The organism is Pararhodobacter marinus (genome assembly GCF_003122215.1).
In the GTDB taxonomy this organism is placed as follows: Bacteria; Pseudomonadota; Alphaproteobacteria; order Rhodobacterales; family Rhodobacteraceae; genus Pararhodobacter; species Pararhodobacter marinus.
Map to the genome: position 1 here is coordinate 14,151 of NZ_QEYD01000001.1, position 23,156 is coordinate 37,306.

24 protein-coding genes are annotated in these 23,156 nt (G+C 68.5%); 6 read left to right on the top strand and 18 right to left on the bottom strand.

Going from position 1 to position 23,156, the window contains the following annotated elements; all coding sequences use genetic code 11:
• Positions 1–11: 11 nt before the first annotated feature.
• From C4N9_RS00080 to C4N9_RS00105, 6 genes are all read right to left on the bottom strand, one after another.
• Positions 12–1,247, bottom strand: a complete 1,236-nt coding sequence (locus C4N9_RS00080) for a CaiB/BaiF CoA transferase family protein (RefSeq protein ID WP_109531265.1) — start codon at positions 1,245–1,247, stop codon at positions 12–14.
• Entirely contained in the window at positions 1,244–1,675 is a 432-nt protein-coding gene (locus tag C4N9_RS00085; protein ID WP_109531266.1) for a PaaI family thioesterase, read from the bottom strand. Before C4N9_RS00085 ends, C4N9_RS00080 begins: the two co-directional genes overlap by 4 nt.
• Positions 1,676–1,681: 6 nt before the next feature.
• On the bottom strand, positions 1,682–2,479 hold the full coding sequence (locus C4N9_RS00090) for an enoyl-CoA hydratase/isomerase family protein (protein ID WP_109531267.1): 798 nt from the start codon (positions 2,477–2,479) through the stop codon (positions 1,682–1,684).
• Positions 2,476–3,285, bottom strand: coding sequence for an SDR family NAD(P)-dependent oxidoreductase (locus tag C4N9_RS00095; RefSeq protein ID WP_168192065.1), 810 nt, complete (start codon positions 3,283–3,285; stop codon positions 2,476–2,478). The genes C4N9_RS00090 and C4N9_RS00095 overlap by 4 nt, the downstream gene beginning before the upstream one ends.
• A gap of 93 nt (positions 3,286–3,378) precedes the next feature.
• A complete protein-coding gene (locus C4N9_RS00100; RefSeq protein WP_109531269.1) occupies positions 3,379–4,137 on the bottom strand; it encodes an enoyl-CoA hydratase/isomerase family protein in 759 nt (252 codons plus the stop codon).
• Positions 4,137–4,931 carry an IclR family transcriptional regulator gene (locus C4N9_RS00105; RefSeq protein ID WP_109531270.1) on the bottom strand — a complete coding sequence of 265 codons (795 nt, stop codon included), beginning with the start codon at positions 4,929–4,931 and terminating at the stop codon, positions 4,137–4,139. The genes C4N9_RS00100 and C4N9_RS00105 overlap by 1 nt, the downstream gene beginning before the upstream one ends.
• A 370-nt stretch (positions 4,932–5,301) precedes the next feature.
• On the opposite strand from C4N9_RS00105, the gene C4N9_RS00110 reads away from it, so the two are divergent.
• Positions 5,302–5,985 (top strand): NAD(P)H-binding protein, encoded by a 684-nt coding sequence (locus C4N9_RS00110; protein WP_109531722.1) that lies wholly within the window; start codon positions 5,302–5,304, stop codon positions 5,983–5,985.
• 3 nt (positions 5,986–5,988) lie between these two features.
• On the opposite strand, the gene C4N9_RS00115 is transcribed toward C4N9_RS00110, so the two are convergent.
• Entirely contained in the window at positions 5,989–6,792 is an 804-nt protein-coding gene (locus tag C4N9_RS00115) for a crotonase/enoyl-CoA hydratase family protein (RefSeq protein WP_109531271.1), read from the bottom strand.
• A 171-nt stretch (positions 6,793–6,963) separates the two neighbouring features.
• Here C4N9_RS00115 and C4N9_RS00120 point away from each other — a divergent pair, with 171 nt between their 5' ends.
• Positions 6,964–7,365 (top strand): PaaI family thioesterase, encoded by a 402-nt coding sequence (locus C4N9_RS00120; protein ID WP_168192066.1) that lies wholly within the window; start codon positions 6,964–6,966, stop codon positions 7,363–7,365.
• A gap of 24 nt (positions 7,366–7,389) precedes the next feature.
• Here C4N9_RS00120 and C4N9_RS00125 read toward each other — a convergent pair whose 3' ends face one another.
• Positions 7,390–8,328, bottom strand: a complete 939-nt coding sequence (locus tag C4N9_RS00125; protein ID WP_109531273.1) for an NAD(P)H-dependent flavin oxidoreductase — start codon at positions 8,326–8,328, stop codon at positions 7,390–7,392.
• Between the two features lie 228 nt (positions 8,329–8,556).
• Here C4N9_RS00125 and C4N9_RS00130 point away from each other — a divergent pair, with 228 nt between their 5' ends.
• The 3 genes from C4N9_RS00130 (at position 8,557) to C4N9_RS00140 (ending at position 11,781) form a co-directional block, all read left to right on the top strand.
• On the top strand, positions 8,557–9,084 hold the full coding sequence (locus C4N9_RS00130) for a tripartite tricarboxylate transporter TctB family protein (protein WP_109531274.1): 528 nt from the start codon (positions 8,557–8,559) through the stop codon (positions 9,082–9,084).
• A complete protein-coding gene (locus C4N9_RS00135; RefSeq protein WP_342748755.1) occupies positions 9,081–10,610 on the top strand; it encodes a tripartite tricarboxylate transporter permease in 1,530 nt (509 codons plus the stop codon). Before C4N9_RS00130 ends, C4N9_RS00135 begins: the two co-directional genes overlap by 4 nt.
• Positions 10,611–10,809: 199 nt before the next feature.
• Entirely contained in the window at positions 10,810–11,781 is a 972-nt protein-coding gene (locus tag C4N9_RS00140; RefSeq protein ID WP_109531275.1) for a Bug family tripartite tricarboxylate transporter substrate binding protein, read from the top strand.
• A gap of 73 nt (positions 11,782–11,854) precedes the next feature.
• Here C4N9_RS00140 and C4N9_RS00145 read toward each other — a convergent pair whose 3' ends face one another.
• The 7 genes from C4N9_RS00145 to C4N9_RS00175 form a co-directional block, all read right to left on the bottom strand.
• Positions 11,855–12,763, bottom strand: a complete 909-nt coding sequence (locus tag C4N9_RS00145; RefSeq protein WP_109531276.1) for a cupin domain-containing protein — start codon at positions 12,761–12,763, stop codon at positions 11,855–11,857.
• Entirely contained in the window at positions 12,750–14,879 is a 2,130-nt protein-coding gene (locus C4N9_RS22345) for an acetate--CoA ligase family protein (RefSeq protein WP_168192067.1), read from the bottom strand. Before C4N9_RS22345 ends, C4N9_RS00145 begins: the two co-directional genes overlap by 14 nt.
• Entirely contained in the window at positions 14,876–15,670 is a 795-nt protein-coding gene (locus C4N9_RS00155) for a class II aldolase/adducin family protein (RefSeq protein WP_109531278.1), read from the bottom strand. Before C4N9_RS00155 ends, C4N9_RS22345 begins: the two co-directional genes overlap by 4 nt.
• Positions 15,671–15,771: 101 nt before the next feature.
• Positions 15,772–16,803, bottom strand: coding sequence for an MDR family NADP-dependent oxidoreductase (locus tag C4N9_RS00160; RefSeq protein WP_109531279.1), 1,032 nt, complete (start codon positions 16,801–16,803; stop codon positions 15,772–15,774).
• Positions 16,800–17,762, bottom strand: a complete 963-nt coding sequence (locus C4N9_RS00165; protein WP_168192068.1) for a Bug family tripartite tricarboxylate transporter substrate binding protein — start codon at positions 17,760–17,762, stop codon at positions 16,800–16,802. The genes C4N9_RS00160 and C4N9_RS00165 overlap by 4 nt, the downstream gene beginning before the upstream one ends.
• A gap of 159 nt (positions 17,763–17,921) precedes the next feature.
• Positions 17,922–18,923, bottom strand: a complete 1,002-nt coding sequence (locus C4N9_RS00170) for an NAD(P)-dependent oxidoreductase (RefSeq protein WP_109531281.1) — start codon at positions 18,921–18,923, stop codon at positions 17,922–17,924.
• 66 nt (positions 18,924–18,989) lie between these two features.
• Complete coding sequence (locus tag C4N9_RS00175; RefSeq protein WP_109531282.1) at positions 18,990–19,997, bottom strand: Bug family tripartite tricarboxylate transporter substrate binding protein; 1,008 nt, start codon at positions 19,995–19,997, stop codon at positions 18,990–18,992.
• A 12-nt stretch (positions 19,998–20,009) separates the two neighbouring features.
• On the opposite strand from C4N9_RS00175, the gene C4N9_RS22415 reads away from it, so the two are divergent.
• Positions 20,010–20,147, top strand: a complete 138-nt coding sequence (locus C4N9_RS22415) for a hypothetical protein (protein WP_342748756.1) — start codon at positions 20,010–20,012, stop codon at positions 20,145–20,147.
• Here the strand turns inward: C4N9_RS22415 and C4N9_RS00185 are convergent.
• The 3 genes from C4N9_RS00185 to C4N9_RS00195 are packed head-to-tail and all read right to left on the bottom strand — an operon-like array spanning position 20,144 to position 23,087.
• On the bottom strand, positions 20,144–21,295 hold the full coding sequence (locus C4N9_RS00185; RefSeq protein ID WP_109531283.1) for an acyl-CoA dehydrogenase family protein: 1,152 nt from the start codon (positions 21,293–21,295) through the stop codon (positions 20,144–20,146). The genes C4N9_RS22415 and C4N9_RS00185 overlap by 4 nt on opposite strands.
• A complete protein-coding gene (locus C4N9_RS00190) occupies positions 21,285–22,310 on the bottom strand; it encodes an acyl-CoA dehydrogenase family protein (RefSeq protein ID WP_109531284.1) in 1,026 nt (341 codons plus the stop codon). Before C4N9_RS00190 ends, C4N9_RS00185 begins: the two co-directional genes overlap by 11 nt.
• A gap of 3 nt (positions 22,311–22,313) precedes the next feature.
• Positions 22,314–23,087: an SDR family NAD(P)-dependent oxidoreductase gene (locus C4N9_RS00195; protein ID WP_109531724.1), complete on the bottom strand. Its 774-nt coding sequence runs from the start codon at positions 23,085–23,087 to the stop codon at positions 22,314–22,316.
• Positions 23,088–23,156: the final 69 nt, after the last annotated feature.

A 23,156-nucleotide genomic window follows, 5' to 3' on the forward strand; every position in this document is an offset into this window, starting at 1 on the left:
GGCGCCGCTCCTCAGACGATGCCGCGGTCGCGAAGACCGGCGATCTGCTCGGGCGTGAGGGCCAGGAGCGTGCCCAGCACCGACTCGGTATCTTGCCCGATATCGGGCGGCGCGCTGCGATAGCTGACAGGGCTTGCCGCCAGCCGGACCGGATTGGCCAGCGCCCGGACCGCGCCATGACGCGGGTGCTGCATCGTCACAATATCCCCCCGCGCCCGCACATGCGGATCCGCCTCCAGGTCGGCGAGCGTGTTGATCGGCCCGCATGAGACGGTGCCGGCGTTCAGGATCTCCACCCATTCCGCCCGCGTCCGGCCCTTCAGGGCAGCGCTCACCTCGGCCTTCAGCGCGGCGCGGTTCGCCACGCGGTCGCCGTTTCTGGCAAACCGGGGATCCTCGGCCCAATCCGGGCGGCCCAAAACCTTTGCCAGCCGGCCGAATTCGCGGTCGTTGAAGGTCGCAATCAGAATGAAACCGTCGTCCACTGCGAAGACGCCGTAGGGTGCGGCGCTGGGATGGTCGTTGCCGGTACGGCCCAGGTCCTGCCCGGCATTGAGCCAGGCCGAGCCCGCGTTCATCGTGGCCGCGAGCTGCGCCTCGAACAGCGAGACGTCGACGTGCTGACCCTCGCCGGTGGCGTGGCGATGGGCGAGAGCGGCCAGGATGCCGATCGTCGCCTGCAACCCCGCGAGCGTATCTGCAAGGGGCACGCCCACCCGCATCGGACCCGCGCCGGGCTGGCCGTCAGGATGCCCGGTCACGCTCATCGCCCCGGCCATGGCCTGCGCGAGGTAATCGTAACCCGAGCGCCCCGCATAAGGCCCGTCCTGCCCGAAGCCGGAGACCGAGCAATAGATCAGCCGCGGGTTCAGCGCGAGCATCTCGACCGGCCCCAGCCCGTGGCGGGTCAGAGTGCCGGGGCGGTAGTTTTCGACGAGCACATCGGCGTCGGCGATGAGTTGCTGCAGCAATGCGCAGCCCTCGGGTTCGGCGTAATTGACCGAGATGGACTTCTTGTTGCGATTCACCGCTTGGTAATAGGTCGACCGCCCGACCTCGGGCCTGCCGTCTGCGCCCGGCATCCAGGGCGGGCCGATGCGGCGGACATCGTCGCCCTCGCCCGGACGCTCGATTTTGATTACCTCGGCCCCGAAATCGCCCAGCGTCTGCGTGGCATAGGGGCCGGCGATGACCCGCGTCATGTCGATGACCCTGAGGCCCGACAGCGCTCCCGTCGCGTGTGTCATCGTCTTTCCTCCGCGGGCGGGGCAACCGCCTTCCAGATACCGTTTGCCGCGACGAGCGGCGTCTCGCCGTCAAAGATCACGCCGCGCATGAAGAAGGTCGACCGCGTTCGATGGACGCATTCGGGACGCATGACCAGCAACCGGCCCAAAGGCGCGGCGGCCATGAATTGCACATCCAGTTGCGCCGTGACCTGAGCGGGCCGCCCGGTGCGCTCGGTCACGGCATTGCCCAGCGCACAATCGGCAAAACACATCAGCACCCCGCCGTGCGTGATGCCGCGACGGTTGGCGTGCCCCGCGCCCGGCAACAGCGCGTATTCGTGCCAGTCGCCGGCCTTGCGCCGCCAGACCGGACCGGCGACCTGCATGAAGGGCGCCAGGGTCGCCGTTTGCCAGCCGGCCGCCTGCATGTCGGGGAGCAAGGTCATCCGCCGCTACCGACCCGAGAAATGAGGCTTGCGCTTCTCGGCAAAGGCCGCGCGCGCCTCCTTGTGGTCGGCAGTCATCGACATCATCGGCTGCTGGTGCGTCTCGATCCCGAGCACCCTTTCCAGATCGCCCGGCAGTTCCGCCATCGCCGCCTTGATCGAGGCAATCGAAAGGGGCGCCGTATCGAGGTAGCTTTCCGCCTTGGCGATGGCCCGATCCAGCGCCTGTCCCGCCCCGACAAGTTCGTCACAGAGCCCCAGTTCGACGGCCTCGGGCGCCTTGACACTGCGCCCGGTGAACAGCAGGTCGCGCGTCCGAACCGCGCCGATCCGCGGCGGCAGGGACCACAGGATGCCGCAATCCGCGGCCAGCCCGATCCGCCCGAAAGCGCCGCCGAACCGCGCCCCCTCGCCCGCAACGATCCAGTCGCAGGCACACAGGACCGACAGGCCGGCACCGAAAGCGGCCCCCTCGGTCGCAGCGACGACCGGCTTCGGTCCGGCGGCCAGCGCACGGATCACGTCGTGAAGCACTTTCATCCGGCGTTTGGAACGCAAGGGATCGGGCCCCGTCGAGGCCTGCATCTGCTTCACGTCCGCCCCGGCCGAGAATTGCCCCCCGGCGCCGGTCAGGACGAGGGCGCGTACACTCGCGTTTGAGCCGGCCTCGATCAACGCCTCCAGCAACTGGTGGCGCAATCCGTCGCCGATGGGGTTCATCCGCTCGGGCTCGTTCATCGTCAGGATGCGGACCGGGCCGCGGTCCTCGACCAGAACGTAGCGATGGCTGTCGGCGCCGGTCATAGCGTCATCTGGCTGCCGCCGTTGGCGGACAGTCTCTGGCCGGTGATGAACGAGGCGGCGGGCGACAGCAGGAAGCAGATCGGCCGCGCAGCTTCCTCGGGGCTGCTCCAGCGGTTGAGCGGGATGCGCGACAGATAGGTGTCGCGGAACTTCTCGCCGCGGATCGTCTCGGTCATCGGAGTTTCGACGACCCCGAACGAGACGGTATTGGCGCGGACGTTGTATTTCGCCAATTCCTTGGCCGCCGACATGGTCGCACCCAGCAGGCCCGATTTCGCTGCGGCATAATTGATCTGGCCGATGGTGCCGCCGGTGCCCGCGTCTGACGAGATGTTGACGATGGCGCCGTCCAGTTCTTCACCCGCCTTGAAGCACTCGGCGGCATAGCGGCCGTAGGCCTGCATGAAGAGGAAGCTGCCGGTCAGGTGGATGTCGAGCACCGTCTTCCAGTCGGCCATCTCCATCCTGGTCAGCATGGCCGGGCGCGAAACGCCGGCATTGTTGACAAGCCCGTGCACCGCCCCGAAAGCCTCGGCCGCGCCGGCGATCACGCGCTGCGCAAGGTCCGGGTCGGCGACACTGCCGGCAGCGGTGACCACACGGTCGGCACCCAACGTCTCGCGCAGCGCGGCAAGCCCGGCCTCGTTCATGTCGACTGCGGCGACGTTGCCGCCCAGATCGGCGATCAGGGTCGACACCGCCAGGCCGATGCCCTGCGCAGCGCCGGTAACAATGATGGTGCGGCCAGACAGGGCCATCGGATTGACCCTCGCCTGTCTGACCCGCCCCTCTGTGGCTGTCGCCATCGGACACACTCCTCGACTTCGGTTGTGGAGAACCCTCGCAGCGCCGCGGGTCGGCCCGCAAGCACGGTCCCGGATCGGGCCTCTATCTATCCGTCATGTGTTTTGTGCCGCCCGGTCGCCCGCGACAAAGGCGCCGGCGCGGGCCCGCAGTTCGTCCGAGCCGGCCAGGGGCCGCACCAGCCTGCGCTCCAGTGCCAGCCCCTCCGCGAGAGTCATCTCGACCCCTTCGCGGATCGCCCGGCAGGCAGCGGTCACCGCGGCGGCCGGATGCGCGGCGATCCGCGCGGCGATGGACAGCGCGGTGTCCAGCGCCTGCCCGGTGTCGGCACGTCTGGAAACGACCCCGAGGGTCAGCGCCTCGCCGACCGTCATCGGTTCGGCGGCGAGAATCGCCAGCGCGGCACGGTGTCTCCCGGTGGCGCGGGCCAGCCGCTGTGTGCCCCCGCTGCCGGGGATGAAGCCATAGCGCACCTCGGGCAGGGCCAACACCGCATCGGATGCCGCGACGATGATGTCGCAGGCCAGCGCCAGCTCGAACCCGGCTCCCCAGGCGCCGCCTTCGATGGCCGCGACCACCGGCAGGTCGGTCTCGGCCATGACGCCGGCCAGACGGTCGACGCTGGCGAGCCGCTGGTCAACATGGCTCGTCGCGCTCTCGGCGAGGTCGGCCCCCGCCGAAAAGACCCCGCCTGCCCCCGACAGCACGATTACCCGGTCCGCTGCTTGCCGGGCGATGATCGCCTCGGCCAATGCATCGCGCAGCGGCATGGAGATGGCGTTGCGCTTCTCGGGGCGGTTCAGGGTCAAAAGCAGGATCCCCGGCCCCGGACGCGTCCTTTCCACCAGCGCCATCACGCTACTCTCGGGTGGCGGGCAAGCGTCCCGGCAGAGCCATGCAGTTGGTCCGAGAAACGGCGTTCGCAACTCCGGATCGCCTCGGGCGAGCCTTCGATGCCCAGCACCAGATGCTGGCGGTCGCGCCCGCCGATGATCGCCAGTCCCGCGGTGCCCTCGGCGGCGCCAGGACCAGTGAAATATCCGCGCGCACGCTCGGCCTGCAGCGCGTCGAGGAAGGGGCGGATGGCGATGGGGGTGTCCTCGCCCGCACTCTCGGCGTTGAGCCGTCGCAGAATGGCGGCGACGTTGCTTTCCTCGGCCTGTGCCAGCAGTGCGCGTCCGGTAGCGGTTTTGGTGACGGGGTGCAGGGCGCCGATTGGTATTGGCGCCGCCTGCCGCGGTTGGGCGACGTAGATGTATTGCGCGAAAAGTCCGTTGGCGGTGGCCATCACCACCGTCTGCCCGGTGCGCAGCGCCAGGTCATCGACCGTTTCCAGCAGCCGCCCTTCCTGCACCGTCGCCGAATCGACCCAATGTCCAAGAAGCGACACCCGTCGGGTCGGAAAATACGTACGGCTCAGGCGGTCCTGTTGAAGATATCCCAGCGATACGAGGCTTTGGAGCAGCGCCGAGGTGCTGGACTGCGGCAGCCCCAGCGCCCGCGCGACCTCCAGCACACTGGCTTCGCGCCGCACGGCGTCGAAGAACTCGAGGATCTGCAGGGTGCGGCCTGCGGACTTCACGACCGGTCCGAGGCAGCCGGTTCCGGTCGCGGCAACCCGGTCAGGCGCCACGGCGTGTAGTTGCATGATTCAGGTTCCTCCGTTCCGCGCGGGCCTTGCGCGGGGCCGGGCCGCGTTGCAGCCGGGCCTTTCCTTCGGATGACGCTATCGGGCGCGAGGAAGCCGGTAAAGCGGGGCCGGCGGCACCCCGGATTTTCGACACATATGTAGATTGCCCGAACAGGCGACGTCATCGTGCCCGTCAGCGTACCATCCGGCGGATGAAGGCGAAGCGTAGGAAATCGCCAGAAAGTTGCGCGAAGGGTGCTGTGAGGCGTCCTCTCTCTTTCTCCTCCCGCGGCGAGGCCATTCCGCCAAGGATGTGATGAAGGACGGTTCGGGCTGGCCCGCGAGCCCGAACCGCGGGCAGGATACCGCAAACGGAATGGAGGGCTTCATGCGAATCCTACTGATCGGCGCCACCGGCGACGTGGGCCGGGGCATTCTGCACGAGGCACTGGCGACGGGGCATTCAGTGACAGCCGTGGCGCGCACCGCCGCCGGCCTTGAGGGGCTGGAACCGCATCCGGCCATGCGGCTCCAGCCGGGCGACATCGGCACCGCTGAGGGCGCAATGGCGCTGGCCCGGACAGCCTGCGCCGACAAGCCGCCCGACGCGGTGGTGGTCGCCGTCAGCGTCGCGTCCGACAGAATCAAACTTACCGAGATCACCGGCGAGGACCTTTCGGCGGCGATCCTGGGCACTCTGCAGCCGCACCTTCACGCCGCGCACGCCTTCGGGCCGCTGTTGCCCGAGGGTAGTGTCTTCCTCGGCCTCGGCGGCGGCACCGCGGACGTGGTTATCCCGGGACTCGCGCCGGTCTCGATGGCGCAGGCGGCGCTGAGGGTGCTCTACCGGCACTTCGCCTGCGAACGCAGCATGGCGCGGGTGATCTGGCGCGAACTCCTGATCCGCTCGATGGTCAACGGCGGGAGGAAGCGCGAGATCGCGACTGACGACTGGCTGACCGACCGCGAGATCGGCCGCCACGTCCTGGCGATCCTTACCGATCCCGCCGCCTTTGCCGGGCCAATTCTGACCATCGCCGCGCGGGAGGATATCGGTCGCGCCACCGGATGAGAGCTATCGCCCGGTAAAGACAGCCGGGCGCTTTTCCAGGAAGGCCGTCACGGCCTCGCGATGATCCTCGGTCTCGTGCATCAAGGCCTGGAACGCCGCCGACAGCTCCAGAATCGACGACAACTGTGCGTGCTCGCTTTCCCGCAGCAGCCGCTTGGCCAGTCGCAGCGCATGCGGCGGATTGACGGCGATGCGATGGGCCAGCGCCCTTGCCTCGTCCATCAGCGCAGCGTCGGGTACCACCTTGCTGACCAGTCCGATCGCCTTGGCCTCGGCCGCGTCGATCGCCTCGCCAGTGAAGCACAGCTCATAAGCCTTTGACGCACCAACGATACGCGGCAGGAAATAGGCGCCACCGTCCCCCGGAATGATGCCGACCCTGACGAAGCTCTCGGCAAATCTGGCGCTCTCGGCGGCGATGCGGATGTCGCACATGCAAGCCAGATCCAGCCCCGCACCGATCGCCGGGCCGTTCACAGCCGCGATGGTCGGTACCTCGAGGTTCCACAGCGCGAGCGGGATCCGCTGGATTGCTTCGCGGTAGCCGTAGCGTGTCTCGATGGGCGTTGCGCGCGGCGCGAAACCCGATCGGTCGAGCATCTTCTTGAGGTTACCCCCGGCGCTGAAGGCGCTGCCCGCGCCGGTCAGGATCACCGCGGCGATGCCCTTGTCGGCCTCGGCCTCGGCGCAGGCGGCCTCGAACTCGCGGCAATATTCCACTGTCGAGATGGCGTTGCGCTCTTCGGGGCGCTGCATCGTCAGGATCAGCAGCGCACCCTCGCGCCGTAGGTCAAGGAAGGGCTGCATGGAGGGCTCCGCAAGTTGGGGGGTCGGCCCGGAGGCTAGACCGCCGACGCGCGATAGGCAAACCGCGCCCGCGTTCATCACGTCCATGCGGAACGCGGGCCTGCCCGCGCGCGCGGACCGCAGGCATGCCAGAATGCTGCGATGCGAGATGCACCGGCAAGAATGGCCGCCTTGGCGCGGGACGGATGGCGGGCGGTCGAGGCCGTCGGCGTCATGTCGCGCTTCGGCACCATCCTGCAGCGGGGCGATCCGGGCGAGGCGCGGTTCGGCATGCTGGTCGAGCCGCACCACCGGGGCGATGACGGATCGCTGGCGCAGGGGGCGCTGTTGATCTTCCTCGACTACGCCATCGGGCGGGCGGCTGTGCCGGCCCACGGTCTGGGCATCGTCACCCTGCAATTGCAAACGAATTTCATCGCGCCGGTGCCGGTGGGGGCCTTCCTGACCTCGGAAAGCCGGCTGATGGCGGCGGAGGGCGCGCTCTTGTACCTCAGGGCCAGCGTCATGGTCGGCGATCGGCTGGTCGCCACCGCCGACGGTGTTTGGAAGGTTCTGGCGTTGCCGCGGGAGTGACCGTGACCCCTGGAGGGGCGAAGACTAGGAGGCGAAGGTATCGCGCGCCGCGCGGTCCATCGCCTGGCGATAGTCCCGGATGAGCCGCGCGCAGAGTTCGGCCACCGGCGGCAGGTCGTCGATGGAACCCACGCCCTGCCCTGCCGACCAAAGGTCGGCCCAGGCCCGGGTCCCGGGCTGGCTGCGCAGGACCTCGTGCGGCGGCAGAGCCAGCGGGTCGAGCCCCGCCGCGCGCAGCGACGGCACGAGGAAATTCGCAGGCACCCCGGAGATGTTCGGCGTATGCACGATATCGGCGGCCCGCGCCCCCAGCAGCATCCGCTTGTAGCCGTCGGGCGCGATGGACTCGGCCGTCGCCAGAAACCGGGTGCCCAGATAGGCCAGATCGGCGCCCATCACCCGGGCGGCGGCGATATCAGCACCCGAGGACAGCGCGCCGCCGAGGACGATGGTGCCGCCAAAGAAGCGTTTGACCTCGGCCAGCAGGGCGAAGGGGCTGAGCGTCCCTCCGTGCCCACCCGCCCCGGCGGCGACAGCGATGATACCGTTGACCCCGGCCGCGGCGGCCCGTTCGGCATGGCGCGCGTTCACCACATCGTGGAACACCAGCCCGCCGTAACCGTGCACCGCCTCAACCACACCGCGGTCGGCGCCCAGCGAGGTGATGACCAGCGGCACGCGGTGGCGCACGACCCGGGCAAGATCCGCCTCGAAACGCGCGTTCGAACGCCGCACCACCAGATTGATACCAAAGGGCGCGTCGCCCGCAGCCGGGTCCAGCCGCGCGGCGATGATCTCGAGCCAGGCGTCCAGAGCCTCGCCGGTGCGGCAGTTCAAGGCCGGAAAGGTGCCGACTAGGCCCGCCTTGCAGGTCGCGATTACCAGATCCGGACCCGAGCCCAGGAACATCGGCGCAGCGATAGCAGGGAGGGCGAGTTGGGCGAGGCTGGGGGGCAGCGGCATGCGGGGCTCCGTCGGGATCATTCTCGAGAAGCAACCACGACCGGCCCGCGGCGCGAAACCCCGGGCCAGTATTGACCATATCCTTGATGGAGGCCCCCACAGCTGCAGGCGCACGTTGCCGCTGCAAGGCCCCCGCGCGTAGGGTTCGGGCTGGACCGGCCCCCGCAGGCGCCTTTGGCGCCCGGGGCGTGGGGCCGGGCCATCCAGAACCGAAGGGAGGAGCCGTTCATGCTCCAACGATTGACGACCAGAGATACACTTGGCGGTCTGCTCATGATCGCCCTCGGGCTCGCCGCCGCGGTGATCGGGCGAGGCTATGACCTGGGCACCCTGCGACAGATGGGCGCCGGATGGTTCCCGGTGGCGTTGGGCATACTCCTTGCCGTGCTCGGACTGGGCGTGATCCTGACCGGACGCCCGGGCCATAGCGTTCCGGCGCAGGACGCTCCGGCGCAGGAAACGGCCCTCACCCCCGAAACGGCGGACAGGAACGCCCTGCAAACCGACGGCGACGGCAGCGCCGGACCGAGCCCCCTGCGCAGCCTCTTCTTCGTGCTGGCGTCGATCGGCGCCTTCGCGCTGCTGATCCCGATCCTCGGGCTGATCCTGACAGTCCCGATATCAGTCGGGCTCGCCTCGATGGCCGATCCCAAGTCGCGCCCGGTGCCGGTCCTGCTGCTGGGGCTGGGCCTTGCCGCGCTCACCTCGGCCATCTTCGTGCTTGGCCTGGGCTTGCAGATGGACCTGCTGCCATGATGGAAATCCTCAACGGCCTGTCGCTGGGTCTCTCGGTCGCCTTCAGCGTCAGCACCTTGTTCTATTGCTTCGCCGGGGTCGCGGTCGGCACGTTGGTGGGCGTGCTGCCCGGCCTCGGCGGACTGGCCACCATCGCCATGCTGATGCCGTTGACCTACCATGTCGCGGCGGTTGACGCACTGGTGATGCTCTCGGGCATCTATTACGGAGCGGCCTACGGCGGCTCGACGGCGTCTATCCTGCTGAACCTTCCGGGTACCGCGAACACCGCCGTCACCTGCCTCGACGGTTACCCGATGACCAAGCAGGGCCGCGCCGGCGTCGCCCTATTCATGACAACCATCGCCAGCTTCGTCGGCGCCTTCATCGGCCTGGTGGCACTGGTGGGTTTCGCCCCCTACCTGCTGGCGGCCGCGCGCAGCTTCTCGTCGCAGGAGTACTTTTCGCTGATGGTGCTGGGCCTGATCGCGGCATCGGTGCTGTCGACCTCGTCGCCCCTCAAGGGCCTGGCCATGGTTACCCTCGGGCTAATCCTGGGACTCGTCGGCACCGACATCACGTCGGGCACCAATCGCTTCACCTTCGGCAGCCTCAGGCTTTACGACGGACTGAACCTGGTGGCGCTGGCGATGGGGATGTTCGGGGTGCCGGAACTCATCGCCAATGCCGGACGCGTCCGGTCTAACATCGTCGATTCGAAGTCGATCACCTGGCGGTCGATGTGGCCAACGCGCGACGACTGGAAACGCTCGACCAACCCGATGCTGCGCGGCACCGGCATCGGTGCGGTGCTGGGCGCGCTGCCCGGGACCGGCGGCCTGCTGGCCTCATTTATGTCCTATGCGGTGGAAAAGCGCCTGGCCAAGGACCCGTCGCGCTTCGGCAACGGCGCCATCGAGGGCATTGCCGGCCCGGAAGCCGCCAACAACGCGGCGATCCAAACCGCGTTCATCCCGACCCTGACGCTGGGCATCCCCGGCGACGCGGTGATGGCGCTGATGATGGCGGCGATGATCATCCAGGGCATCGTCCCGGGCCCCGGACTGATGACCCAGCAGCCGGACCTGTTCTGGGGCGTCTGCGTCAGCTTCCTGATCGGCAACATCATGCTGCTGATCCTGAACATCCCGCTGATCGGCGTCTGGGTGAAGATCCTCGCCGTGCCCTACTGGATGCTGTTCCCGGCGGTGGTCATCTTCATCTGTGTCGGTGTCTATTCGATCAACTACTCCACGTTCGACGTGTTCTGGGTGATGATCTTCGGTTTCCTCGGCTACCTGCTCGCGGTCCTGAAATTCGAGGTCGCGCCGCTGCTGCTGGGCTTCATCCTGGGGCCGTTGATGGAGGAACACCTTCGCCGCTCGATGCTGTTGTCGCGCGGCAGTTTCTCGACCTTTGTGGAGCGGCCGATCAGTGCCTCGTTCCTAGCGGCCGCTGCGCTGATCCTGCTGTGGCTCGCCTATGCCAGCCTGCGCGGCCGGGCCCGGGCGCGCGCCGCCAAACAGCACGCCGCGCTCAGCGAGTGAACCGGATGCGCCCGGCCCCCGCTCTCGCGGGGCCGGGCCAACCCCGCTCGCAACACATTCCCGATGAATAGGGCGCTTTCGCCTCCCCTCGTTTGAGGCAGCGCCCGGGACTGACACGCTGGTCCAGCCAGCCGCACCGACCGACGTCCAGGGCGCGGCGGGCGGCAGCACGAACTGACATCAGAGGGAGGAACTCGACATGCACCCCATGCTAGCCACCGTCGGCGCCGCGCTGATCGCCGGCCTCGCCGTCGCCGGGCCCGCCGCCGCGCAGGGCTTTCCCGACGGACAGGATATCCGCCTCATCGTGCCCTTCCCGCCGGGCGGGCCGACCGACACCACCGCCCGGCTGATCGCCGACCAGATGCGCCAGAACCTGGGCGTGACGATCATCGTCGACAACGTCCCGGGCGCCGGCGGCACCATCGGCGTAACCGAGATGACGCTGGCCGACCCCGACGGGCACACCATCGCCATCGTCGGCAGCGGCGCGGTCACACTGTCGCCCTTCACCATGCCCGACCTTCCCTGGGGCCCCGAGAACCTGACGCCGATCATCCATGTCGTCGACATCCCGTTGCTGATGACCGTGCCGGCCGGGTTCGAGGCCCAGACCTTCGGGGATTTCGTGAACTTGGTCACCGCGCATCCGGGTGACTTCAACTACGGCTCGGACGGTCAGGGCAGCCTGACGCACATGTCCATGGAATGGCTGAAATCGCTGACCGGCATGGACCTGGTGCATATCCCGTACCGCGGGACCGCCGACATCATGCAGGCGATGCTCTCGGACACCATCCAGACCTCGCAAAGCGGCATCCTGGGCCCGCTGCCGCTCGTGCAGTCGGGCGAGCTGACCGCCATCGCAATCACCAGCGCCGAACGTTCGCCCGTGCTGCCGGACGTGCCGACGGTCCGCGAACTGGGGTTCGACGATTTCGTCGTGACCGCCTGGTTCGCCTTCTTCGCGCCCGAGGGGACGCCGGCCGAAATCGTCGACGCTCTGAACGCGTCGATCACGGCGGCGATGGAAAACCCGGACGTGTCGTCGGCGATCAGCGGCTTCGGGTTCACGCCCCTGAACTCGACGCCCGCGGAACTTTCGCAGACCGTCGACTTCTACCTCGACCGCTGGGGCTCGCTGATCGAGGGCGGCCTGCAGGTCAACTGACCCGGGCCGACCGCAAGGCAAAACGAAACCGGGGGCCTCGCGGCCCCCGGTTCCCATTGTCAATGGGGATACGTCAGCCCGCTGTGGGCCCGGGCCACCGGAATCCGGTCGCCCGCAGGTGGTAGAACAGCGGCCCGTCCTGCACCACGAAGCTGCGCATCATCCCCGGCCCCTCGTTGTGGTGGGAATGCTGCTGGAGCGGCGGGGTCAGCATCACCGACCAGGGCAGCCAGTCGATCCGCGTCTCGCCGATCATCGAATGCACGCCCTCGCCCTGCAGCGATACGGTGATCGCCACGGCGTTGTGGATATGCGCCTTCTGCACGCCCCCCGCCTCGAGCGTGTTGATCGAGGCGAGCATGGTCGGCATCAGCGTGCCCCGCACCGTCCGGTCCATCCCCCCGGTCGAGAAGGTGACGTATTTTCCCGCCGTCTTCACCGGCCCTTCGCGCACGTGCACCAGTCCCAGCGCCGCGTCGATCCTGTCTTGCCGGAACACGGCGGGCAGCAGGAAACTCTCGCTGGCAGGGACTGGCTGGGTGCGGAAATGCCGGTGGTGGGGCTCGTCCGTCGTGCTGACGATCAGAGTGTCCTCGTCCGCCTGATGAACCGTCTCGGCCCCACCCGGAAAGCAGAACCCGTCGCCCGCCCGCCATTCCAGCGTGACGCCGCCACTGGTGCTGCGCCCGGCGCCCTTCAACACATAATGCATCTCGCCGGTGGCTTGGAAGCGGTGGCTCAGGCGCTCGCCCGGACGGATCACCAGATACCGCGCCAGCAGCTCTGGCGTAGTCGCGGGCCAGTCGATGTTCAGTGCCGCCGACAAATCCAGCAGGATGATCCCGGTCGGCGTAGCCGGGTCCAGCGCCCGCTCGCGCTCGGCATCGAAACGGTGGGCGGGGATGGGGGGCAATCCACGGTCGAAGGCGCCTTCGGGCGTGACATAGAAGGCGTTCGTCTCGGCAGTGTCAGCGGCGTTCATGGTGTTCCTCCTCCTTGGCGCCAAGACTGGTCTCGATCACTGCGTCGAGGGCAACGAGACCCTGCGCCCGGACGACGACGGGGTTGACCTCGATCGTGGCAAGGCGCGGGGTTGCGGCGAAGGCGCTCGAGAGGGCGGCGATCGCCCGGGCAAGGGCATCGACATCCAGCGCCGGGCTGCCCCGCCAGCCGGTCAGCAAGGGCGCGGTCCGCAGGGACAGGATCATCGCTTTGGCTGCGGCCTCGGTTACCGGGGCGCGGGCCACGGCGGTGTCCTTCAACAGCTCGACCAGCGTGCCGCCCGCGCCGACCGTGACCATCGGACCGAAGATCGGATCGCGGGTCAGCCCCAACAGCATTTCCGCCCCGTCCGTGACCATTTCGGACACCAGGAACCCGTCGAGCCGCGCCTCGGGCGCGGCCTGCGCCACCCGGGGCAGCATCGCCTCGGCGGCGGCGCGTACTGCGTCGGTGCCCGAGAGGCGCAGGGCGACGCCGCCGGCCTCGGTCTTGTGGGCGATGTCGGGCGAGACGATCTTCAGCGCAACCGCCCCGCCGATCCGCTCGGCCGCCGCTGCCGCGCCGGCCGCGTCCGCCGCCCGTTCCTCGCGCGGGGGGCGCAAGCCCAGCCCCGCCAGCAATGCCTTCGCCTTCGCCTCGTCCAGGCGCCCCGCGCCCTCGGGCAAGGCCACTGCCGGACCCGGGGCCATGAGCGCCGCGCGCTGCCCCGGTGTCGGCGCGCGCCACAGCGCCTTGAGCGCCGCGATGGCATCGGCCGGATCCTCGAACGCAAGCACCCCGCCCCGTGAATAACCGGGCATCTCGTCTTCGGGCGCGGTCACCGACAGCAGGACCAGCGCCTCCGGATGCCGCTCCTGCGCGCGAATGATGACATCGCGCAGCGGCTCTGCCATCGACGGCGTCATGCCGCAGATCCCCAGGAACACGACCACCGCGTCGAAGGCCCCCGAGGCGAGCGTCGCGTCCATGGTCTTTTCCATCAGGTCGTGGTTCATCGACACCAGCCCGGTCATGTCGATCGGGTTGCGCGTCGAGGCCGCCGGAACCAGCGATGTCAGTTCCTGCCGAAGCGCATCGGGCGACACCCCCAGCGACAGGCCCGCATCGGCGACATAGTCGCAGATCTGCACGCCGACCCCGCCCGAGATGGACACAACGCCGACGCGGTCCCCGCGTGGCCGGCGCCCGCGTGACAGCGCATAGGTCATGTCCAGCAACTCGCGGGAGGTACTGGCGCGGATCACGCCGAATTCCTCGAAGACGGCGTCATAGATAGCGTCCTCGCCGGTCAGCGAGGCGGTGTGCGAGGCGGCGGCGACGCGCCCTTCCTCGGTCCGGCCGACCTTCATGGCAACGACCGGCTTGCCGGCGGCCTTCGCCGCCGCGAGCCCCTCGACGAAGGCCGCGCCGTTGCGCAGCCCCTCCAGATAGGTGACGATCACCTCGACATCGTCGTCGCCCGCGAGGTGCAGCATCAGTTCGCCCGCGTCGATGTCGGCCTCGTTCCCGGTCGTCGCCCAGGCGGCGACGCCGATCTCGCGCATGGCCGCGTGGCGCATGACATAGCCGCCATAACCGCCCGACTGGCTGACCAAGCCCACGTTGCCGGGCGGCGGGATCTGATCTTCGAACGTCACGGTAAAGGTGCCGTAGAAGCGATGGCCGGCGTGGAACGCGCCCATGCAATTGGGGCCGAGCAGGCGCATGCCGCTGGTCCGTGCGATGGCAACCATCTCGTCCTGAAGTGCCCGGCCCGCCGGCCCGTTCTCGGCGAAACCCGCGCTGAAGACGATGGCGGCCTTGACCCCCGCTTCGGCGCAGTCGCGGATCGCCGCCACCGTCTCGTCCGTCGGGACGGAGACCAGCGCGCAGTCGATGCTGTCACCGATCGCCGACAGCGTGGGATAAGCGCGCAGGCCCTGGATCACGTCCCGCGTGGGGTTCACGGGATAGATCGCGCCCTCGAAGCCTGCGCGCTTCATGTAGTCGATGGGCCTGCCGCCGAAGCGCAGGATGTTTGACGAGGCGCCGATCACGGCGACGGACTCGGGGCGGAACAGAGCCTTCAGCGAGGCGCTTCGTTCGGGTCGGATCAACACTTGTAGCTCTCATCCTCTCGGTCGAGACGACGCAACAGCGCCGCCCATTCCTTCTGTCCGTTGCGCGCGACATGCGCCTCGTTCGACGAGGGCGCGAACATGCGTGCGGTCCGCTCCTGCGCCTCTGTCGAGGGCCTGACGATGCCCGCCCCCGCCGCCATCAGATCCACCTGGATCTGGCACGCGGTCTGGAACCGCTGCATCAGGTGAAACGCCTCGGCCACGCTGCGCCCGCAGACCAGCGCGCCGTGGTTGCGCAGGATCAGCGCGTCGTTCCGGCCCAGGTTGGCGACCAGAGCCTGCCGCTCGACCTCGTCGATCGCGGGGCCCTGGTAATCGTGATAGCCGGTGCGCCCGTGAAACCGCAGTGCCGTCTGGCTGATCGGCAACAGGCCGCAATCCATGGCCGAGACCGCCGCGTCCCAGCGGGTATGCGTGTGGATCACGCAGGCCGCATCCTCGCGCGCCGCATGGACCGCCGAGTGAATGACATAGCCCGCGCGGTTCACGCCGTTGTCGGGATCGCCGCGGCGGATGACATTTCCCTCCAGATCGACCACATGCAGGGATGAGGCCGTCACCTCGTCGTAAAACCGCCCGTAGGGGTTGATGAGGAAATGCCCCGGCTCGCCCGGAACCGACAGGGTGATGTGGTTGTAGATCAAGTCGGTGAAGCCGAAGACCGCCATCAGCCGATAGCAGGCAGCGAGGTCTACCCGCGCCTCCCACTCCGCTTCGGTGACGGCTCCCTTCAGGTCCGGCGCCCTGAGAGGTGCAGCATGGCCCATCGCGATCCCCTGTCTAATGCGTCTTGCGCTCAGCGCGTTGCGCGCAGTCTTTCAGGCCGTCGGCGCAGAGGCAAATCCCGCGCCGGTGCGCGGGGCATCCATCACATATCCGCCATTTCGAGGCTGAGAACATGTTTGCCGAACCCCGCGCCGGCGAGCATCGCCACGAAGGCCGCGGGAAGTGTCTCGAACCCATGATGGCGCGTGATGTGCCACTGCAAGCAACCTCGCGCAGCCATGTCGCGCAGCGCGGCGAGCGGTTCGGCATCATCTTGATCGTAAATCGAGAACGGCAGGATGCGGACCGCACGGGCCAGAAGCTGCCGGAAGTTGACCAAGGCGACCGGCTCATTGTCCTGATAATGTTGCTTCAGGCCGCACAGCACGACGCGGCCAAAGCGCTTCATGGCGCCCAGCGCCGGGTCCAGCGTTGCGGCGCCGACATTTTCGAACATCAGGTCGAGGCCTTCAGGCGCGGCCTGCGCGAGTTGCGCCGTCAGGTCGCCGGACTGGTAGTCAAGGACGGCGTCGAACCCTGCGACTTCGCGCAGCCAACGGGCTTTCGCGGCGCCTCCGGCGATGCCGATGACCCGGGCACCGCGGTCCCGCGCAATCTGGCCCGCGATGCTGCCCACCGCACCGGCCGCGCCGCTGACCAGCACCGTCTCGCCGGGCTGCACCTGACCGATACGCACCATCCCCAGCCAGGCGGTGACGCCCGAATGGCCCAGCGCGCCGAGAAACGCGGCACCGTCTGCGGGTTCCTTCGGCAGCCTGCTCAGCGCTGCGGCGGGTCCGGTCACTAGCTCACGCCATTCCGCGAAGCCCAAGACCCGCGCGCCCGGTGCCAGAGCCGGATCGCGAGACGAGACGACACGCCCGACCACGCGACCGATCACCGGCTTCGGGTCGGGATCGGCATCGAATTCCATCGCCGCCATGCGCAGTGCCAGGTAGGGATCGAGCGAGATGTGTTCGACTCTGACAATCGCGTCGCCGGGCCCGGGCGGGCGGACAGGGACCTCGGTCACGGCAAGATCCTCCGCCCGGATAAGACCGGCCGGAGGTCGGATCAGCCTGACGGCCCGGGTGTGCGGCGGCTGGTCCGCGCCCCCGGGCCAATGCCCGGTCACAGCAGGCCGGCTTCGCGCAGGGCGGTATCCCAGACCTGGAAATCGTCCCGGATGCGAGCGTCGAGCTCGGCGGGCGTCGTGGTCATCGGCTCGAAGCCAAACCCGGCGATGCGCTCGGAAACCTCGGGCTGGGCGATGATGGCGGCGATCTCGGTGCTCAGACGGTCCAGTATCGCCGCATCCGTCCCGGCGGGCGCGACGATGCCGAACCAGCTGCCGACGTCATAGCCCTCGACCCCGGCCTCCTGCAGCGTCGGCACGTCCGGCAGGGCGCTGATGCGCTCGGACGTACCGACGGCGACGATCTTCAGCTGCCCGTCGTTCATGTACTGGATCGGCGCCAGGGCGCCTGCGAAGGCGAGGTCGATGGCGCCGGACAGGATGTCGGTCATCATCGGCGCGGTGCCCTGATAGGGGATATGCTGCATCTCGATCCCGGCGCGTTCCTGGAACACCTCGCCGGCAAGATGTGTCAGCCCGCCCACGCCGTCCGAGCCGTAATTCAACTCGCCCGGGTGGTTGCGCGCATAGTCCAGCAGTTCCTGGATGTTCGAGACCTCGAAGCTGTTGCTGACCGTCAGCACCAACGGCACCAGCGCCAGCATCGTCACGCCGCTGAAATCGTCGGGCGCGTAGGGCGGCGTCTCGCCGTGCAGGTCACGCACCCCGGCCATCGTCGACGAGGTGCCGAAAAGGATCGTGTAGCCATCGGCCTCGGCCTGCGACGCATGCACCGAGCCGATTGTGCCGGCCGCGCCAGGCATGTTCTCGACGATCACCGGCTGACCCAGCGCATCCGACAGCGGCGCCGCGACGAGGCGGGCGAGCGTATCGGTGTTGCCGCCAGCGGGATAGGGCACGACCAGGGTGACCGGCCGGCTTGGCCAGTCCTGCGCGATGGCGGGGCCTGCCATGAGGGCGAGCGACGCGGCGGCGGCGGCGTATTTCCACGATGACATCATGTTCCTCCCACGGATCAGGTCAAGGCGGCCCGGCAACCGGGCCCGGCCTCCGGGTGATTACCGCACGAAGGCCTCGGCCCTACTAGCGGCAGCACAGCGGGGCTGCGGCTTCATCACATATCTGACGCAGACTTGGCTGGCGATGCCGCCAGAGCGTCAGGCACGATCATAGACTTCCGGGTTCACGACGTGGGGCGGGCGGCGACCGGCCAGAACGGCGAACACCTGTTCGGCGTTGGAACGCGCGAGACCCAACGCCGAATAGAGCGACGGACCCGCCACATGCGGTGTGACAACAACGTTTTCCATATCGCGGAAGGGGCAATCGGCGGGCGGCGGCTCGGGATCGAAGACATCGAGCCCGGCGCCAGCCAGCTGACCCGTCCGCAAAGCGTCCACGAGCGCCGGCTGATCCACCAGTCCGCCCCGGGCGACGTTGATCAAGATTGCCGTCGGCTTCATCACCGCAAGTTCCGCCGTCCCCAGCAGCGGAGGCCGCCCCGCGCGATACGCGGCCGCAAGCAGGAGGACATCTGCGGTCGCGCACAAGTCCGCCATCGTTGCCGCGCGCCGGATGCCATGTTCCTGAAACACCGACTCGGCGACCGATGGGCTGAAGGCCGAAACGTCCATCCCCAGCCCTAGTCTGCAGATCCGTGCGGTATGCAATCCGACATGGCCCAGCCCGGCAATGCCCAGCCGCTGCCCGAAAAGAACCGTTCCATAGCGGTCCGAGACCCGGTCGAGGAAATGGTCCCGCGCGCGCCAGCCATCGCTTCTGAGACGCCCGTCGATCTCGACGATCCGGCGCGAAAGGGCCAGCATCAGACCGACCGCATGTTCTGCGACGGACAGGAAGCCATGTCCGGGGTGATTGACGACGACGACGCCGGCGCGGGTGGCGGCAGGAATGTCGATGTTCTGAAGTCCGACCCCGGCCGCCGAGATGACCCTGAGCTTCGGCAGGTGGGCGATGGTCTCGGCCCGCACCTCGCCCGGCAGGCGCGCCATGATGGCGGATATTCGGGATTCGGCACCGGGCGGGATCTGCGGGTCTGGCGCGGCGGGCACGACCAGGAACTCGGCCCCGGGCATCAGGTCTCGGACCAGCGGATGGGCGATCCGGTTGAGGACCAGAATGCAGGGGGCTTCGCTCACGTCACTCTCCGGCGGTCTTGGCCCGCCCCGGGGACGGGGCGGGAGAGGGAAGGCGGGATGCGGCTGTTACTCCAGCGCGATGCCCATGCGCTGAATGTCCTCGCGCCAGAGCGACATGTCGGCTTCGATGAAGGCTGCGAAGCCGTCGGGCATGCGGATCGCGTAATGCCCGGCATCATTCAGCGTCTGGTCCATGGTGCTGCGGACCGCAGCAAAGGCCCGGGCCAGCCGGGTCACGACGGCTTCCGGGGTGCCGGCCGGGGCGAAAACGCCGAACCAGGTGCCGCCGACCATGGTGGGATAACCCAGTTCGGCGAAGGTCGGCACGTCGGGGGTCAGCGCGATCCGTTCATCCCCCGCCACGGCGAGGATGTTCATGTTCGGGATGCTGGCCGAGTTCTGCGAGGCACCGGTCATCTGCATCTGCACCCGGTTCGAGCTGAGATCCGGGATCGCCGCGCCCGAGCCCGGATACGGCACCCGCGTCAGTTCGATCCCCAGGGCATGTTGCAGCCGTCCGGCCAGCAATTCCGTGGGCGAGGCCTGGCCAAGCGAGACATAGTTGATCTCGGCAGGGTGCGCCTGCGCGTAGGCCACGAAACCCGGAATGTCGTCGAACGGCATCTCTCGGTTCATGATCAGGAAATACGGCTGTTGCGAGACCGGGGCGACCGGCACCAGATCGTCCATCGTATAGAGCGGACTGCGGTAGGCCAGCGTGTTCAGCGTCACCACCGAGGTGGTGAACAGCAGTTCGTAGCCATCGGGCCCGGCGCGTGTCACGCGCTCGGTGCCGACCAGCGTGCCACCGCCGCTGGCATTCTCGATGATGATCGGCACGCCCAGTTCCTCGCTCAGCGCGGGCTGGATCATCCGTGCCAGCACATCGGTCCCGCCGCCCGCGGCATAAGGCACGACCAGCGTGATCGCGCGGTCGGGAAAGGCGTCCTGCGCACCGGCCGGACCGGCGGCGACGACCAGCGCGGTGAGGGCGGGTATGCGATGCGGGTCTTCGCCTTCCCCGCCGCGCCGATGCTTCTGGGCTTCGTTTTGGGCCCGATGATGGAGGAGCATTTCCGGCGCGCCATGATCTTGTCACGCGGGGACCTGATGACCTTCGTCGAGCGCCCGATCAGCGGGACGATCATCGCCGTTACCCTGCTGATTCTGCTTGCAAGCGGCTGGTCTGCCCTGCGCCGGTGGCGCCGGGCCCGCGCCGCCTAGTCCCTGAGGGGCAGCAGGCTGCGGGCCATGATGTTGCGTTGCACCTCGGCGGTGCCGCCAAAGATCGTGTAGGGGCGCGACATCAGATAGACCCGCGCCGCCTCGTCGATCCGGGCGGCGCTGACGCCGCAGCCGGGACGCGCCCGGGCCTCGGCAGCGAGGTCCTGCAAGCACTCGGTCATCGCCTGAAAGAGCTCGGCCGCGACCAGCTTGGCGATGGGCAGCGAGTCGCCCAGATCCGCGCCCGAGGCGACTCCGGCGCAATTCTCGGCATAGAGCGCATCGGCATCGGACAGGTCGCAGCCCAGCCGGGCGATCCGGTCGGCGAAGGCCGGATCGTCGAACGCGCCCAACGGCCCCGCCATCGCGCACAGCAACCGGTACGTATGGCGCGCCAGCGCCGGGCTGCCCTGCGCGAACCGCTCGTGACCCAGCAGCGCCTTGGCCACCGTCCAGCCCTGATCGACGGCTCCGACCACGGCATCGGCGGGGACCAGCAGATCGTCGAAGAACACCTCGTAGAACTCACGCTCGCCCAGCAGGTTGCGGATCGGTCTGACGGTGATCCCCGGCGCGTCGCGGCGCACGAGGAACAGCGAGATCCCCATCTGCTTCTTCGGCGCCGCCGAGGTCCGCGCGAGGAAATAGAGATGCGTCGATTCCTCGGCCTGCGTGGTCCAGATCTTCTGCCCGTTGACGCGGAAGCTGTCGCCTTCGCGTTCGGCCCGGGTCCGCAACGCCGCCAGATCCGAGCCAGCGCCGGGTTCGGAATAGCCCTGGCACCAGGTCTGTGTCCCCTCCAGGATTGGCCGCAGGCAGGCCGCCCGCTGCGCCTCGGTCCCGTATTGAACCAGGATCGGGCCTACCTGTTTGACGCCGTGATCCAGCGTCCGCGCGATGCCGAAATCCTCGGTCACGCGGTGATAGAGGATCAGCTTTTCGACGCTCAGCCCCAGCCCGCCATGCTCGCGGGGCCAAGCGGGCGCGCGCCAGCCGTCCTGCCATTGCCGCGCGTACCACCATTCCGCGTCCCGGCCCCGGAGCCTCAGCACCGGATCGCGCCAGTGGGGCGGATAGACCGCCTCCAGCCAGGCACGAAGCTCGGCCGCGAAATCGGCGTCGGACATGGCATTGCGGTCAGGCTGCATTGCGGGCCTCGCGGCTGAGACGGGCATGGGCGGTCCGGTGCGCGGCTTCGCTGCCGAAAGCCTGCGCGTGATGCATCGCCAGCTTCAGGTACAGGCCGATCGCTGCCTCATCGGTAAAGCCGAGCGCGCCGTGCAGCTGCACGGCCTGCCGCGTCGTCGCGCTGGCGACGGCCGAAGCCCGGGCCTTTGCAGCGTGGAGGCGCATCCGGTCCTCCGGCGCGGCAAGCGCCGCGCCGAGGGCGGCCTCGGCCAGCCGGACGCCGATCCTGAGGTCGACGACCCGGTGTTGCAGGACCTGAAACTGCGCCAGCTTCTGCCCGAACTGCTCGCGCTGCAGCAGATGCTCGACCGACAGCGCCAGCGCCTGCCGCGCGAGGCCCGTCAAGTAGCCTGCCGTGACCAGCGCGGCCTCGTCCCGTGCCTTTTGCCAGAGGCCCAACGCCGCAGACCCGGCCAACAGCACGTCCGCTGCCGCCAGATCTCGCGCCGTGACGCTGACCCGCCCGCCGGCCCCCCCGTCCGCGCGCAGTTCGGGGGCGATGGCAAGCCGAAGGAGGAGAATCTCGGCGCCATTGCCTCGATCCGCCAACAGCAGGATCTCGCCGCCCGGCACTGTGGCACCCACAGCCACCTCCGCCGGGCCCCTTAGGGGAACCTCGCCCTCCATCACCGCGACGCCGATCTCGCCCGTGGCCAGCGCCGCGCCGACGTCCGAGTCACCCAGCAGGACCGCCGGCAGATGGCAGGCGGCGACATAGGGGTCGGGCACCGCGTGGCGGCCCATGACCTCGGCCAGCGCCACCGCCGCCGCCGCACCCAGATCGCTACCGCCAGCCGCCTCGGGCAGCCGCAGGCCCAGCCAGCCTGCGTCGCCCATCAGCCGCCAGAACCCGGCATCGAAGGCGATGCCCTGATCCCTGAGCCGCCGCAGCCGCGCACCGTTATGGGCGCGGGCCAGCAAGGTCTCGGCGCTGTCGACCAGCATCTGCCGGTCATCGGATGAGAGGGCGGCCATGACTCAGACGCTCTGGAAAGCGCCGCCGTCGATGGACATCACTTGCCCGGTGATGAAGCTCGCCGCCTCGGACAGCAGGAAACAGATCGGCGAGGCTGCCTCGTCCGGGGTCGAGAAGCGGCCCATCGGGATCTTGGCCAGCACGGTCTGTCGGAACTTGTTGCCGCGGATGGTGGTGGTCATCTCGGTCTCCACGACACCGAAACAGACCGAGTTGATGCGAATACCCAGCTTGGCCCATTCGTGCGAGGCGCTGAGCGTCATCCCCAGAAGCGAGGCCTTGGCGGCGGCATAGTTGATCTGGCCGATGCTGCCCTTGCGGCCGGCATTGGACGAGACATTGACAATCGCGCCCGGCTCTGGCTGTCCCGCCTCGGCCTGTTTCATCATCTGCAGGCCGACCGTCTTCAGACACTGGAACACCGCCGTCTGGTTCACCCGGATCACCGCGTCCCAGTCATCCAGCGTCATGTTCTTGATCATCGCCGGCCGGGTGATGCCGGCGTTGTTCACCAGACCGTCAATCGCGCCGAAGGTCTCGACCGCCCTGACCACCATCGCGTCCAGAAATGCCTGATCGCAGACATCGCCCCGCAGCGCCAGCACCCGGTCGGCGCCGAACCGCAAGGCGAGATCCTCGATCCCCTCCGGCTTCAGGTCGACGGCGACAACCGATCCCCCCAGCTCCAGCACCATCTCGGCCGTTGCCAGCCCGATCCCCTGCCCGGCCCCGGTGATGACCACCGCCTTGCCTGCCAATGCCATCGGGTTCTTCATCGCATCCTCCACGGGTGTCCTTTCGGCGTGGCCTTGCCTTCTGCCAAAGCCTAGCGCCTCCTCGGGCGC

Bases quoted from the DNA above. Each gene is read 5' to 3' on its own strand.
- C4N9_RS00145 (WP_109531276.1), bottom strand. From the start codon at position 12,763: ATGAACGCCGCTGACACTGCCGAGACGAACGCCTTCTATGTCACGCCC.
- C4N9_RS00100 (WP_109531269.1), bottom strand. From the start codon at position 4,137: ATGGCGCTGGTGGAAAGGACGCGTCCGGGGCCGGGGATCCTGCTTTTG.
- C4N9_RS00110 (WP_109531722.1), top strand. From the start codon at position 5,302: ATGCGAATCCTACTGATCGGCGCCACCGGCGACGTGGGCCGGGGCATT.
- C4N9_RS00165 (WP_168192068.1), bottom strand. From the start codon at position 17,762: ATGTCATCGTGGAAATACGCCGCCGCCGCCGCGTCGCTCGCCCTCATG.
- C4N9_RS00105 (WP_109531270.1), bottom strand. From the start codon at position 4,931: ATGCAACTACACGCCGTGGCGCCTGACCGGGTTGCCGCGACCGGAACC.
- C4N9_RS00080 (WP_109531265.1), bottom strand. From the start codon at position 1,247: ATGACACACGCGACGGGAGCGCTGTCGGGCCTCAGGGTCATCGACATG.
- C4N9_RS00125 (WP_109531273.1), bottom strand. From the start codon at position 8,328: ATGCCGCTGCCCCCCAGCCTCGCCCAACTCGCCCTCCCTGCTATCGCT.
- C4N9_RS00095 (WP_168192065.1), bottom strand. From the start codon at position 3,285: ATGGCGACAGCCACAGAGGGGCGGGTCAGACAGGCGAGGGTCAATCCG.
- C4N9_RS00175 (WP_109531282.1), bottom strand. From the start codon at position 19,997: ATGCTCCTCCATCATCGGGCCCAAAACGAAGCCCAGAAGCATCGGCGC.
- C4N9_RS22415 (WP_342748756.1), top strand. From the start codon at position 20,010: ATGATCTTGTCACGCGGGGACCTGATGACCTTCGTCGAGCGCCCGATC.
- C4N9_RS00195 (WP_109531724.1), bottom strand. From the start codon at position 23,087: ATGAAGAACCCGATGGCATTGGCAGGCAAGGCGGTGGTCATCACCGGG.
- C4N9_RS00135 (WP_342748755.1), top strand. From the start codon at position 9,081: ATGATGGAAATCCTCAACGGCCTGTCGCTGGGTCTCTCGGTCGCCTTC.
- C4N9_RS00185 (WP_109531283.1), bottom strand. From the start codon at position 21,295: ATGCAGCCTGACCGCAATGCCATGTCCGACGCCGATTTCGCGGCCGAG.
- C4N9_RS00140 (WP_109531275.1), top strand. From the start codon at position 10,810: ATGCACCCCATGCTAGCCACCGTCGGCGCCGCGCTGATCGCCGGCCTC.
- C4N9_RS00130 (WP_109531274.1), top strand. From the start codon at position 8,557: ATGCTCCAACGATTGACGACCAGAGATACACTTGGCGGTCTGCTCATG.
- C4N9_RS00085 (WP_109531266.1), bottom strand. From the start codon at position 1,675: ATGACCTTGCTCCCCGACATGCAGGCGGCCGGCTGGCAAACGGCGACC.
- C4N9_RS00155 (WP_109531278.1), bottom strand. From the start codon at position 15,670: ATGGGCCATGCTGCACCTCTCAGGGCGCCGGACCTGAAGGGAGCCGTC.
- C4N9_RS00190 (WP_109531284.1), bottom strand. From the start codon at position 22,310: ATGGCCGCCCTCTCATCCGATGACCGGCAGATGCTGGTCGACAGCGCC.
- C4N9_RS00115 (WP_109531271.1), bottom strand. From the start codon at position 6,792: ATGCAGCCCTTCCTTGACCTACGGCGCGAGGGTGCGCTGCTGATCCTG.
- C4N9_RS00090 (WP_109531267.1), bottom strand. From the start codon at position 2,479: ATGACCGGCGCCGACAGCCATCGCTACGTTCTGGTCGAGGACCGCGGC.